Source organism: Bacillus sp. EKM208B (assembly GCF_011800725.1).
In the GTDB taxonomy this organism is placed as follows: Bacteria; Bacillota; Bacilli; order Bacillales; family Bacillaceae; genus Bacillus; species Bacillus velezensis.
Window position 1 is genome coordinate 271,798 of sequence record NZ_JAANHO010000007.1, and the last position, 12,066, is coordinate 283,863.

The 12,066-nt window shown below is 45.5% G+C and carries 15 protein-coding genes; 4 read left to right on the top strand and 11 right to left on the bottom strand.

All coding sequences use genetic code 11. The features are described 5' to 3' along the window. The first annotated feature begins 20 nt into the window (after nucleotides 1-20). The gene (cdiI, locus tag G9F75_RS14620) at nucleotides 21-380 is read left to right on the top strand and encodes a ribonuclease toxin immunity protein CdiI (RefSeq protein WP_020955422.1); all 360 of its coding nucleotides are present in this window, start codon (nucleotides 21-23) and stop codon (nucleotides 378-380) included. Between the two features lie 232 nt (nucleotides 381-612). Here the strand turns inward: cdiI and groL are convergent, their stop codons facing one another. Further along, entirely contained in the window at nucleotides 613-2,247 is a 1,635-nt protein-coding gene (groL, locus tag G9F75_RS14625) for a chaperonin GroEL (RefSeq protein ID WP_003155941.1), read from the bottom strand. Nucleotides 2,248-2,288: 41 nt separating this feature from the next. Further along, nucleotides 2,289-2,573, bottom strand: coding sequence for a co-chaperone GroES (gene groES, locus G9F75_RS14630; protein ID WP_003155970.1), 285 nt, complete (start codon nucleotides 2,571-2,573; stop codon nucleotides 2,289-2,291). Between the two features lie 236 nt (nucleotides 2,574-2,809). Here groES and G9F75_RS14635 point away from each other — a divergent pair, with 236 nt between their 5' ends. Beyond that, nucleotides 2,810-3,544 (top strand): CPBP family intramembrane glutamic endopeptidase, encoded by a 735-nt coding sequence (locus G9F75_RS14635; RefSeq protein WP_095061226.1) that lies wholly within the window; start codon nucleotides 2,810-2,812, stop codon nucleotides 3,542-3,544. Next, nucleotides 3,541-3,732 carry a YdiK family protein gene (locus G9F75_RS14640; RefSeq protein WP_003155975.1) on the top strand — a complete coding sequence of 64 codons (192 nt, stop codon included), beginning with the start codon at nucleotides 3,541-3,543 and terminating at the stop codon, nucleotides 3,730-3,732. Before G9F75_RS14635 ends, G9F75_RS14640 begins: the two co-directional genes overlap by 4 nt. A 38-nt stretch (nucleotides 3,733-3,770) precedes the next feature. Here the strand turns inward: G9F75_RS14640 and tatC are convergent, their stop codons facing one another. The 4 genes from tatC to moaC are packed head-to-tail and all read right to left on the bottom strand — an operon-like array spanning nucleotide 3,771 to nucleotide 5,881. Then, nucleotides 3,771-4,529 (bottom strand): twin-arginine translocase subunit TatC, encoded by a 759-nt coding sequence (gene tatC / locus G9F75_RS14645; protein WP_007609791.1) that lies wholly within the window; start codon nucleotides 4,527-4,529, stop codon nucleotides 3,771-3,773. 6 nt (nucleotides 4,530-4,535) lie between these two features. Then, nucleotides 4,536-4,706, bottom strand: a complete 171-nt coding sequence (locus G9F75_RS14650; protein ID WP_003155981.1) for a twin-arginine translocase TatA/TatE family subunit — start codon at nucleotides 4,704-4,706, stop codon at nucleotides 4,536-4,538. 18 nt (nucleotides 4,707-4,724) lie between these two features. Then, entirely contained in the window at nucleotides 4,725-5,372 is a 648-nt protein-coding gene (locus tag G9F75_RS14655) for a redox-sensing transcriptional repressor Rex (RefSeq protein ID WP_003155984.1), read from the bottom strand. Then, nucleotides 5,369-5,881, bottom strand: a complete 513-nt coding sequence (gene moaC, locus G9F75_RS14660; protein ID WP_003155986.1) for a cyclic pyranopterin monophosphate synthase MoaC — start codon at nucleotides 5,879-5,881, stop codon at nucleotides 5,369-5,371. Before moaC ends, G9F75_RS14655 begins: the two co-directional genes overlap by 4 nt. Nucleotides 5,882-6,020: 139 nt before the next feature. Here moaC and G9F75_RS14665 point away from each other — a divergent pair, with 139 nt between their 5' ends. Then, entirely contained in the window at nucleotides 6,021-7,949 is a 1,929-nt protein-coding gene (locus tag G9F75_RS14665; RefSeq protein WP_021495210.1) for an ABC-F family ATP-binding cassette domain-containing protein, read from the top strand. 222 nt (nucleotides 7,950-8,171) lie between these two features. On the opposite strand, the gene tsaD is transcribed toward G9F75_RS14665, so the two are convergent. Genes tsaD through thiL form a run of 5 tightly spaced genes read right to left on the bottom strand, consistent with a single transcriptional unit; the run spans nucleotide 8,172 to nucleotide 11,810 of the window. Continuing rightward, complete coding sequence (tsaD, locus tag G9F75_RS14670) at nucleotides 8,172-9,212, bottom strand: tRNA (adenosine(37)-N6)-threonylcarbamoyltransferase complex transferase subunit TsaD (protein WP_007408855.1); 1,041 nt, start codon at nucleotides 9,210-9,212, stop codon at nucleotides 8,172-8,174. Continuing rightward, nucleotides 9,205-9,660: a ribosomal protein S18-alanine N-acetyltransferase gene (gene rimI, locus G9F75_RS14675; protein ID WP_003155993.1), complete on the bottom strand. Its 456-nt coding sequence runs from the start codon at nucleotides 9,658-9,660 to the stop codon at nucleotides 9,205-9,207. The genes tsaD and rimI overlap by 8 nt, the downstream gene beginning before the upstream one ends. A 10-nt stretch (nucleotides 9,661-9,670) precedes the next feature. Then, nucleotides 9,671-10,360, bottom strand: coding sequence for a tRNA (adenosine(37)-N6)-threonylcarbamoyltransferase complex dimerization subunit type 1 TsaB (tsaB, locus tag G9F75_RS14680; RefSeq protein ID WP_007408854.1), 690 nt, complete (start codon nucleotides 10,358-10,360; stop codon nucleotides 9,671-9,673). Beyond that, entirely contained in the window at nucleotides 10,341-10,817 is a 477-nt protein-coding gene (gene tsaE, locus G9F75_RS14685) for a tRNA (adenosine(37)-N6)-threonylcarbamoyltransferase complex ATPase subunit type 1 TsaE (protein ID WP_029973770.1), read from the bottom strand. Before tsaE ends, tsaB begins: the two co-directional genes overlap by 20 nt. Nucleotides 10,818-10,832: 15 nt before the next feature. Next, the gene (gene thiL / locus G9F75_RS14690) at nucleotides 10,833-11,810 is read right to left on the bottom strand and encodes a thiamine-phosphate kinase (protein WP_129091683.1); all 978 of its coding nucleotides are present in this window, start codon (nucleotides 11,808-11,810) and stop codon (nucleotides 10,833-10,835) included. Nucleotides 11,811-12,066: the final 256 nt, after the last annotated feature.

Consider the following 12,066-nt stretch of genomic DNA (forward strand, 5'->3'; position numbering starts at 1 on the left):
TAATTCGGAGTGAAAATGAAATGGATAATAAAAGTAAAGATTTAATTAACTACTTTTTTCAGGTGATGGGTGATGAACGTTTTTTACGAATTTTAGAGAAATTCTCCAACGGGGAAGGTTATGGTATAGAGAATGTCTGGTGTGTATTTGCTGATGACTACGAAGAGTGGGAAGATGATTACTTTGGAGATGAAGGTATTGCTTTTTATTTCGACTACCCAGCAGTCAAAGAAGATGAAGAAGTAATTTTAGATTACGAAAATTTCTATAAATATTTAAATAAAATTGTTGATCAATATCTAGAACGACACCCAGAAAATAAACCAGACGTAGAAGAGTACATGCAAAAAATTATAGACAAATATAATATTAAGCTATAGAAAAAGCGGCTGTTAATATTTCATTGATGAACATGCTATGTTTTTTGTTTTGAATTTGAAGCTTTAATCGATTACATAATTTAATCGAAAGCCCGCAAGACAGAAAAAAAGAAGCTTCTCACAAGTTCGGTGAACTCATGAGAAGCCTCGAAAAGTTAAATGGCATCAAGAGGGCATTAAAAATGACGTCCGTTGCCGACAAACCCTTGTAAATCAAGGGTTTTTTGTCGGTTTACATCATGCCGCCCATACCGCCCATGCCGCCCATGTCAGGCATTCCTGCGCCGCCGGCGTTTTCTTCCGGTTTGTCAGCGACAACAGCTTCAGTTGTTAAGAGCATTGCTGCTACAGAAGCTGCGTTTTGCAGAGCAGAACGTGTCACTTTTGTAGGGTCAACGATACCCTTTTCGATCATGTTTACCCATTCGCCGGTTGCAGCGTTGAAGCCTACGCCGATTTTTTCGTTTTTCAGGCGCTCAACGATGACAGATCCTTCAAGACCTGCATTGTGCGCGATTTGACGGATCGGTTCTTCAAGCGCGCGAAGCACGATGTTGATACCTGTTTGCGCATCGCCTTCAGCTTCAACTGCAGCGACTTTGTTGTATACGTTGACAAGCGCTGTACCACCGCCGGATACGATACCTTCTTCAACAGCTGCGCGAGTTGAGTTGAGGGCGTCTTCGATGCGAAGTTTACGCTCTTTCAGCTCAGTTTCAGTCGCAGCGCCGACTTTGATGACAGCTACGCCGCCGGCAAGTTTCGCAAGACGCTCTTGTAATTTTTCTCTGTCGAATTCAGAAGTTGTTTCTTCCACTTGAGCGCGGATTTGGTTGACACGTGCAGCGATTTTTTCAGTGTCGCCTGCGCCTTCTACGATTGTTGTGTTTTCTTTCGTTACCACAACTTTAGAAGCGCGTCCCAATTGTCCGATTTCAGTAGATTTCAGGTCAAGGCCTAAGTCTTCTGTGATTACTTCTCCGCCTGTAAGAACAGAGATGTCTTCAAGCATTGCTTTACGGCGGTCACCGAAGCCAGGAGCTTTAACGGCAACAGCGTTGAATGTGCCGCGAAGTTTGTTGACAACGAGTGTAGCAAGAGCTTCCCCTTCAACATCTTCAGCGATCAGAAGCAATGGTTTGCCTTGCTGTACAACTTGCTCAAGCACAGGAAGGATTTCTTGAATGTTTGTGATTTTTTTGTCTGTGATTAAGATGTAAGGATTGTCAAGAACCGCTTCCATCTTATCAGAGTCAGTCACCATGTAAGGAGACGCATATCCGCGGTCGAATTGCATACCTTCCACAACTTCAAGCTCAGTTGTGAAACCTTTAGACTCTTCGATTGTGATGACGCCGTCGTTTCCTACGCGCTCCATTGCTTCAGCGATAAGGCTTCCGACTTCCTCATCAGCAGCAGAGATCGCAGCAACCTGAGCGATAGACTCTTTGCCTTCGATCGGCTTAGAAATTTCTTTTAAGTTTTCGATTGCTACAGTCACGGCTTGTTCCATACCTTTACGCACGCCGACAGGGTTAGCCCCCGCAGTTACGTTTTTAAGGCCTTCGCGGATCATAGCCTGCGCAAGTACAGTCGCAGTCGTCGTACCGTCACCGGCAACGTCGTTTGTTTTGCTGGCTACTTCAGCTACAAGCTTCGCACCCATGTTTTCAAACGCATCTTCAAGTTCAATTTCTTTTGCGATTGTCACACCGTCATTTGTAATTAACGGAGAACCGAATTTTTTCTCCAGAACCACGTTGCGTCCTTTTGGCCCTAAAGTTACTTTTACAGCGTCAGCAAGCGCATCGACACCGCGAAGCATAGCGCGGCGTGCTTCTTCACTAAACTTAATATCTTTTGCCATGTTAACGAAACCTCCTCGAATTTTTAAAAATATTTATTTGCTTAGCCGATAACAGCTAAAATGTCGCTTTCACGTAAGATTAAGTATTCAGTACCTTCGTATTTCACTTCAGTACCGGCGTATTTTGAGAAGATAATGCGGTCGCCCTCTTTTACTTCTAAAGCAACGCGCTCTCCGCTTTCCAACACGCGACCTGAACCGGCTGCCACGATTTTGCCTTCTTGCGGCTTTTCTTTTGCAGAATCCGGTAATACGATTCCGCTGGCAGTTTTTTCTTCAGATTCTACGAGTTCAATGACAACGCGATCACCTAATGGCTTTAACAATGTAATAACCTCCTCAATAGTATGAATATGTAATTTTAGCACTCAGCTCTAAAGAGTGCTAACACAGTTATTATAATAAAGAATCTCACTTCCAATTTCAAGTCATAAGAATAAAAAATTTTCACGCTTACATGATTCTCTCTCGCACTGATTTTCTCCTTTTTTCACGTCAAGTTCACTTGTGTTACAATAAGAACAAATAAGTTGATTTTATAGGATAAAGGAGTACATATCATTTGAGAAAACAGTATTGGTATATCATTTTGACATATGTTATCATGCAGCTTTCCGCATTGATCGGCATTCCTTTAATGTACAAATTCGGCTATGCGGGCGGGCACCCTACGAATGCGAATCTCACCATGGCTCAGGGGATTTATTCCGTCGTAAGCTTTTTTATCTGCCTGATTATCGTTCTCTTGATTTTGAGAACCGCGCCGAAGCAGACATTAAGAAACGGGAAGAAAGCATCCGCCGGCATGTCCGTTCTCTGGGCGGTCGCGGGAATATGGCTCGCTTTATTTTCTCAGGGAATCGCCGGGATGATTGAGCAGTATGTCTTTCATGTGGGCAGCGGTTCCGAAAACACGAAAGCCATTCTCAACATTATTAAAGCCATGCCGCTCATGATTATCGTTTCTTCTATCGTCGGGCCGATTCTTGAAGAGATCATTTTCCGGAAGATCATCTTCGGTGTATTATATGAAAAAACGAATTTCTTTGTCGCCGGACTGATCAGTTCCGTCATTTTCGGCATTGTGCATCAAGACCTCACGCACCTGCTGCTGTATACGGCCATGGGCTTTACCTTTGCGTTCTTGTATGTGCAGACGAAACGGATTATTGTGCCGATATTCGCCCATGTCATGATGAATACCATTGTCGTGGTCATGCAGCTCGGCCCCGCCCAAAAATATATTGAACAGCATAGTGAGCAAATGCAATTAATTATTGGAGGATTGTTTGTATGAGGAACCCAATGACTTGGGGCTTGATTTATTTCGCAGTCGGCTGTATCTTTACGTATTTGGCCGCAAGCTCTCCGGGAAGCATGTGGTCTTTTTATTCCATACTGCTGATGGTTTTCGCCGCTTATAATATCAGCATCTCGTTTAAAATGTTCGCCTTCTCATTTAAAGTGAAGAAAAATCAAAAATAAAAGAAAAGCCATTTCTCATCATGGAGAAATGGCTTTTTCTATGCTGATACGTCCTGGTCAGATTCACTGCCGGTCTGTCTTTTCCGGTACGCCGCTTTTGAAATCAGAATGCTGATCTCGTATAAAATGCAAAGCGGAATGGTAATCATCAAGTGAGACAGCAGCTCAGGCGGCGCAATCATCGCGGCGATCACAAGCAGCACAAAATACGCGTACTTCCTGATCTTCGATAAAAACCTCGGCGTGATAACACCGAGTCTCGTTAAAAACATGATCAGCACCGGCATCTGAAACAGCAGTCCGAACGGAATCGTCAGCTGCAGCAGAAAATGAAAGTACTCGGTGATCCCGATCACCTGGTTGACATCCAGGTCATTCGAAACCCGCTTCATAAAATCAACGACCAGCGGAAATAAAATATAATAAGAAAACGACACACCGCCGACAAACAGCACGATCGAAATCGGAATATAGCTGAGTGTTACTTTGCGCTCCTTCTCATACAGACCCGGGCTGACAAACGCCCAAATCTGATAGAGAATAATCGGCGAAGTCAAAATGATGCCGATGATAAACGCGAACTGCAAAAAGATAAACAGCGGATCCGTCAGGTTAAAAGCATTAAGGGTGAGCTCTTTTACTTCATCGGCTTTTTGAAGATACACAATGATAGGTTTTGCCAGAAAAAAGCCTGCAATAAAGAAAACCGTAAAGGATAACGCCACAATCAGCAATCGTTTCCGAAGTTCGGCAATATGCTCCACAAGCGTCATTTGATTCACTCTCATACGCGTCATCCTATCTTACTGTTCTTCTTTCTTTTTTTCCTCTTCTTCACCGGCTAATCCCTTAGTAGCATTCTTAAATTCACGAAGCGTGTCTCCCGCCGCTTTTCCTAATTCGGGAAGCTTCTTCGGACCGAAAATAATCACCGCCACCACACCGATAACCGCCAGGCTTCCAGGACCGATCATGTGCAGCTCCTCCTTTCGCTATTCAATTTCTTCCAAAACAGAATAATGCTTTAAGAAATAAACCAATGATTGAAGTTCTACAGCTAAATCTATATGATGAATTCGAATGTGATCCGGCACATTCAAACGGGCCGGCGTAAAGTTAAGGATTCCCTTGATTCCGAGCGACACGAGCCGGTCGGTGATTGACTGCGCGGCAACCGCCGGAACGGTAAGAATCGCCACGGGTTCATCCTTAATGTGAAGCTCTAAATCATTAAGATCAAAGACAGGCACACCGCCTACCTCAGTTCCTATTTTACTCTGATTCACATCAAAAGCCATAGATATTTTGGTGTTATTATTTTTTGTGAAATTATAGTGAAGAAACGCCGTCCCTAAATTCCCGACACCGATCAAAATGACATTCGTCGTTTCATCCTGATCCAGTGTTTTTCTGAAAAATGACAGCAGGTAATCCACATTATAGCCGTATCCTTTTTTGCCGAGCGCCCCGAAATAGGAAAAATCCCGGCGGATCGTGGCCGAATCGACTTTTACCGCGTCGCTCAGTTCAGCTGATGAAACGCGCTGCTTTCCTGACGCGTGTAAATTCTTTAAAAAGCGATAATAAAGCGGCAGCCGTTTTGCCGTCGCCTGTGGAATTTTTGATTGATCCTTGTTCATGATTGGTCCTCCACTTTATACTCAGATGCATCTCTTTTAAAATCACCGTTTTTGCCTCCTGTTTTTTCCATGAGGCAGGTCGGGCCGATGACCATTCCTTTATCCAGCGCCTTGCACATGTCATAAACGGTCAAAGCGCAGACTGAAGCGGAAGTTAGCGCTTCCATTTCCACACCTGTACTCCCTTTCGTTTTTACGCTTGCCTGTATATGAAGAACGGCTTCTGAATCCTTTTCCTCCCAGCCGAATGAAATGTCGACGCTGCTTAAAGAAAGCGGGTGGCACATCGGGATAATCGCTGACGTCTGCTTTGCGGCCATAATTCCTGCCACCTGTGCGACAGCCAGCACGTCTCCTTTTCCGATCTCGCGGTTTTTGATTCTGCTGTACACGTCATGCTTCATGTGTACGCTGGATATCGCAGCGGCAGTACGGACTGTTGAAGATTTATCGCTTATATCCACCATGCGGGCACGGCCTTCTTCATTAAAATGAGAAAATCCATTCATATTTAAACTCTCCTTACTTCTGATCATACACTATTTTCTCCCTGATGTCTTATCCTATAATGTTCCAATTCTGATGTATTGTTTGCTGACAGCAGGTTGATAAGCTACACTTAACTTATTATAACAGAGGTGAAATAATATGATGATCTTACAAATTAATCAGCTATCCAAATCTTTTGGCGCTGATCCTATTTTAAACAATATAAAGCTTGAAGTCAGATCTCGGGATCGCATCGCCATAGTAGGCAGAAACGGAGCCGGCAAATCAACTCTCCTTAAAATTATCGCAGGTCACCTTTCATATGAAAAGGGTGAATTAATCAAACCGAAAGAATTAACGATGGGATATCTTGCCCAGCACACAGGCTTGGAATCCCAGCTTACCATAAAAGAAGAACTGCTGAGTGTTTTTGATTTCCTGAAAGCAATGGAAAAAGAGATGCGCTCTATTGAAGAAAAGATGGCCACGGCCGCCCCGGCGGAGCTTGAGACGCTGATGAAAACCTATGACAGGCTTCAGCAGGATTTCAAGGATAAAGGCGGCTATCAATATGAAGCGGACGTCCGCTCTATCCTTCACGGCCTCGGCTTCGGAAAATTTGACGATTCCGTGAAAGTGCAAAGCCTGAGCGGCGGTCAGAAAACAAGACTTGCGCTCGGAAAGCTGCTGCTGACCCAGCCTGATCTGCTTATTCTGGATGAACCGACGAACCATCTCGACATCGATACGCTTACATGGCTTGAGCATTATTTACAGGGATATTCAGGCGCCATTCTGATCGTTTCCCACGACAGATACTTTCTTGATAAAGTCGTCAGCCAAGTGTACGAGGTCTCACGGACAGAAAGCAAAAAATACCTCGGCAACTACAGCGCCTATTTAGAACAAAAAGCTGAGCAGTATGAGAAAGACCTGAAGCTGTATGAAAAACAGCAGGACGAAATCGCCAAGCTTCAAGATTTTGTCGACCGCAATCTGGCCAGAGCTTCTACAACGAAAAGAGCCCAAAGCAGACGAAAACAGCTTGAACGGATGGACGTCATGGCAAAGCCGCTCGGGGATGAAAAATCAGCCGCCTTCCGTTTTGACATTACAAAACAGAGCGGAAACGACGTCCTGCGCGTACAGGATGTTTCCATCAGCTATGACGGCCAGCCTCCGCTCTTGAAAAACCTGACCTTCGGCATGACAAGAGGCGAAAGCGCCGCCCTCGTCGGACCGAACGGAATCGGCAAATCAACCTTGCTGAAAACCATTATGAATACAATCAGTCCGGAATCCGGATCGATCACGTACGGTTCCAATGTCACAATCGGCTATTATGATCAGGAGCAGGCTGAACTGACCTCGTCCAAACGCGTGCTGGACGAGCTGTGGGATGAATATCCGGACATGCCGGAAAAAGAGATCAGGACATGCCTCGGCAACTTCCTGTTCAGCGGAGACGATGTCCTGAAACCGGTCCGTTCGTTAAGCGGCGGGGAGAAAGCAAGAGTCGCGCTTGCCAAGCTGATGCTTCAAAAAGCAAACTTTCTCATCCTTGATGAACCGACAAACCACCTTGACCTGGACAGTAAAGAGGTGCTGGAAAACGCCCTGATCGACTACCCGGGAACACTGTTATTTGTCTCGCATGACCGCTACTTTATTAACAGGATCGCCACAAGAGTGCTGGAGCTCTCACCTGATCATGCAGAAGAATATTTGGGAGACTATGACTATTACACCGAGAAAAAAGCCCAGCAGCTGGAACTGGAAGAAATGAAGCGGCAGGAAAAGGAGCAGGCTCAGCCTGCCGGCAAGGTCAAACAGGATACGAAAAGAACTTACGAGGAAGAAAAAGAATGGAAGAAGAAAGAACGGCAGCGCCTGAGACGCATTGAAGAAATCGAAGCAGCCGTCTCATCCGCCGAAGAGAAAATCAGCGCCAATGAGGAGCTGCTGTGCGATCCTGACGTGTATCAGGATCATGAAAAGGTACAGACCATTCACGCGGAGAATGAAGCTCTGAATCAAGAGCTCGAGAACTTATTAGCAGAATGGGAGGAACTCTCCTCAGAAGAATAGAAAAAGTCAAGCACCTCTTTAAGGGGTGCTTTTTTATCCACAGCTATCCTCCTTGTCAGCCATGTAAGTAAGCGTTTTATACACACTATCCACAAAATTTTCTGACTTTATCCACTTTACTAACAACTTACAGCCCCTTATCCAGCCTGGATTTCTGGATATACTCACAATCCTGTGGATATGTTAGAATTATCTGTTAATAAGTAAAAAAAGCCTCACGTTTTACAACGTGAGACGATCAAAGGATGTTAATTCCAAACCGGGCTGTCCGTTCATATCATATGAGCCCCGAATCCCCTTTTCAAAAGCAACGGTTCCGGCAGCCGCAATCATCGCTGCATTGTCCGTGCATAAAGAAAGCGGCGGGATGATAAGCTCGGGATCTCCCGAATGGCTGAATTCCTGCTGAAGTGCGGCTCTCAGCCCTTTGTTAGCGGCTACGCCCCCTGCCAGCAGCACTTGTTTAACCCCGTATTCTTTCGCGGCCTTAGAGGTTTTTGCCGTCAGTACATCAATGACACTCTGCTGAAAGCTTGCTGCAAGATCCTCCGGAGGAATCACCTCATTTTTTTGCGAGGCGTTATGAAGCGTGTTAATCACGGCTGATTTTAGGCCGCTGAAGCTGAAATTGTAAGACCCTTCTTCCAGCCACGCACGCGGAAGCGGAATGGAATCCGTTCCCACAGCAGCCAGCTTATCAATCTGCGGCCCTCCCGGATAAGGAAGCCCCATCGTTCTTGCCACTTTGTCGTAAGCTTCGCCTGCGGCATCATCCAGCGTTTCACCGATAACCTCAAATGAACCGTGCTCTTTCATATAAACCAATTCCGTATGTCCGCCTGACACAACCAAAGCAAGCGCCGGGAACTGAAGCTCTCCTATCAGCCTGTTTGCATAAATATGACCCGCAATGTGATGGACACCGACTAGCGGTATTTGATGGGCAAAGCTTAACGCCTTTGCCGCATTGACTCCGATTAACAGGGCTCCGACAAGTCCGGGTCCTTCCGTTACGGCAATCGCATCAAGATCATCAAAGCCCATCTCCGCTTTTGAAAGAGCTTCCTCAATCACAAGGGTGATCTGCTCCACATGATGTCTGGACGCTATTTCAGGCACGACCCCGCCGAAACGTTTATGGCTTTCAATTTGAGAAGCGACGACGTTTGAAATAATTTCATTCCCGTTTTTTACGACTGAGGCCGCTGTTTCATCACAGCTTGTTTCGATTCCTAATACATAAATATCTTGTTTTTCACTCATGTAATGTCACCCACATTAATAACGCATCTTCCCCGTTATCTGTATAGTATTGTTTTCTGATTCCACCGGCCTGAAGACCGAATTTTTTATATAAGGATTGGGCGGGATGATTTGAGACCCTGACTTCGAGAGAGAGCCTTCTTGCCTTTTTTTCTCTGCACAATTCTATCGCAGAGCGAAACAGCGCTTCTCCCAATGATTGGCCCCGATATTCCGGCTTAATGGCTATGTTCGTAATCTGCGCGTCATCTATAATAATCCAGATTCCGCAATACCCCGCCAGACAGCCGTCCTTTTCAATGACAAGGTAGTGGGCATACGGATTTTCCAAAAGCTCATGATAAAATGAATCCTTCGTCCACGGAGAAGTAAAGGATGCTGTTTCAATTTCATAAATTTGATCAATATCTTCCGGCCGCATGCTTCGAATCGCCGTTTTCGTTTTCATCCCTATCACCCTATTTTTGAGATTCCATCCATTTCGCTTCAGCCTCTGCCAGACGCAAATAATCCGGAACAAGGCTGTGGACATCCGCTTCTTCTTTTTCCAAGCCTAAAAACGCCAGCTCTGACGGCCGCGGATTATGCTGTGCAGCCGTTCCTATCACTGCTTGAGATGTCAGCTCATGCAGAATGGTTTCTTCATGAATCGCTGTATCGTGCCCTAAAAATAAAACCGGAGACGCTTTTTCTTTCAGCATGCCGAGCCAATCAGTCAAAAGGACATTCTGATCTGGAAGAACGGATTGTAATCGGCCGTCCTGATATTCATAAAGTCCCGTATATACCTGTCCGCGCCGGGCATCAAATAACGGGCAGATCAGTCCTTGAAAGTGCCGTCCGTTAGCCGCCAGCACCTCCAGACTCGAGACAGCGGAAACCGGAAGCTTCAGCGACCATGCCAATGTTTTTGCCAGCGTCACACCGATTCTGACACCTGTATACGATCCCGGTCCTTTTGCCACCGCTATTTTTGTAAGATCCTGCGGTGTTAGGCCGCAATCCTTCAGCAATGAATTGACAGCAGGCATGGCCCGCACGGAATGATTCTTTTTTAAATATGTAATATACTCCGCCATCACCGTTTTGTCACGAACGAGCGCGGCACCCAGCGTGTAATTTGACGTATCAATTGCCAGTATTGTCATGTTTATTTATCTCCTCACAAAGCGTTTCATACCGTGTTCCGCAAGCCGTAAAGGTAATGTCCCTTGCCTCATCACCGGCTCTCTTGATGACGATCTGCAGCCGTTCAGCAGGCAGCTGATCCTGAATTAAATGAGCCCATTCAATTAAACAGACGCCTTGTCCCTCAAAATATTCTTCAAGCCCTAAGTCTTCGCTTTCATCCTCCATACGATACACATCCATATGATATAGAGGAAGCGAACCGTCATGGTATTCTTTTATAATTGTAAAAGTCGGGCTGTTTACCACTCTCGTGATTCCCAGTCCTTCGGCAAAACCCTTTGTAAAAGTCGTTTTTCCCGAGCCTAAGTCGCCTTCCAGTGTCAAAATGTCTCCCGGCTTTGCCAAAGAAGCGGCAAGCTTGGCTACGGCTTTCGTTTCTTCGGGGTTTTTCGTTCTCCATTGTAATGTCTTCAAAGTGAGTCACCCGTCTTATTTAAAATGATTGTATCCTTTTTTCTCAAGGACGATTTGTCTGTGATCATTGGCTGTCAAAAGAACACATGCTTCCTTCCGTTCAGACACCGCTCCTATCTTCGCAATCGGAATGCCCGATTGAGTGCAGTAATCAAGCAAAGAAATCCACTCTTGCTGAGAAACCGTTCCAACCAATTCAAAATCTTCACCGCCGAATAACACCCATTTCTTCCACTCAGAATCTGCCTCAGGCAAATCCGGATGCACCGGCAGAAGTTGTTCTTCAATTTCTATCGTAACTGAACTTGCCTCAGCTATTTCATGCAGCTCACTGGCCAATCCGTCACTGATATCATTCAGAGCCGCGCGCTGAAGCTGAGAGCAGAAGCGGCCGACCTGAACTCTCGGAACGGGCCGTTTATGTTTTCGGATAAAATAATCACTCGTATGAAAAGCAGAAGGGAGTGTTTCTCCCAATAAAAGAGACAGTCCTGCTGCGGACGAGCCGATATCCCCCGTAACAAACACAACATCCCCGGGTCTTGCCGAGCTTCGCAGACAAGCGCGATCCTTCTCAACTTCTCCGATGACAGTAACGGTAATTACGGCTTGACCGGAAGCGGAGACGGTATCTCCCCCGATCAAATCCATTTGATATAGTTTCGCCAGTTCCGCCATTCCTTCATACATTGCCTGGACGTCAGCTTTCTGCCAGCAAGAAGGAACCGCTAGAGACACCAAATAAAACTTCGGAATGCCTCCCATCGCCGCCACGTCACTAATGTTAACAGCAAGCGCCTTATAACCGATATCATGAGGAGAGGAATACTCTAATTTAAAATGGACATTCTCCACCATTGTATCAAGGCAGACAATTTGCTGCATATGAGATGACGCTGTATAAACCGCACCATCATCACCGATCCCTACATCGACGGAAGGATGATAATGCGAATGCGGCGTAATACTGTGAATCAAATCAAACTCATCCATATATCTCCCGTCTCCCTTTCTGACGCTCTTGTGAAATACAGCTCTTTCTAGTGTATCGGATTATGTTTCAATATCCAAGACTTTAACGATATAAAAGAAAGCTTGGTTAGATACCAAGCTGCCAGCATTTAAAAGAAAACACAAAAAAAAACGAAAACATGATCGTTTCGTTTACAATAAAAATGGCGGTCCGGACGGGACTCGAACCCGCGACCTCCTGCGTGACAGGCAGGCATTCTAACCAACTGAACTACCG

Coding starts and splice junctions, on each gene's coding strand:
- G9F75_RS14655 (WP_003155984.1), bottom strand. CDS start 5,372: ATGAACAAGGATCAATCAAAAATTCCACAGGCGACGGCAAAACGGCTG.
- rimI (WP_003155993.1), bottom strand. CDS start 9,660: ATGAAAACGAAAACGGCGATTCGAAGCATGCGGCCGGAAGATATTGAT.
- G9F75_RS14640 (WP_003155975.1), top strand. CDS start 3,541: ATGAGGAACCCAATGACTTGGGGCTTGATTTATTTCGCAGTCGGCTGT.
- thiL (WP_129091683.1), bottom strand. CDS start 11,810: ATGGATGAGTTTGATTTGATTCACAGTATTACGCCGCATTCGCATTAT.
- tatC (WP_007609791.1), bottom strand. CDS start 4,529: ATGACGCGTATGAGAGTGAATCAAATGACGCTTGTGGAGCATATTGCC.
- cdiI (WP_020955422.1), top strand. CDS start 21: ATGGATAATAAAAGTAAAGATTTAATTAACTACTTTTTTCAGGTGATG.
- G9F75_RS14650 (WP_003155981.1), bottom strand. CDS start 4,706: ATGATCGGTCCTGGAAGCCTGGCGGTTATCGGTGTGGTGGCGGTGATT.
- G9F75_RS14665 (WP_021495210.1), top strand. CDS start 6,021: ATGATGATCTTACAAATTAATCAGCTATCCAAATCTTTTGGCGCTGAT.
- moaC (WP_003155986.1), bottom strand. CDS start 5,881: ATGAATGGATTTTCTCATTTTAATGAAGAAGGCCGTGCCCGCATGGTG.
- tsaB (WP_007408854.1), bottom strand. CDS start 10,360: ATGACAATACTGGCAATTGATACGTCAAATTACACGCTGGGTGCCGCG.
- groL (WP_003155941.1), bottom strand. CDS start 2,247: ATGGCAAAAGATATTAAGTTTAGTGAAGAAGCACGCCGCGCTATGCTT.
- tsaD (WP_007408855.1), bottom strand. CDS start 9,212: ATGAGTGAAAAACAAGATATTTATGTATTAGGAATCGAAACAAGCTGT.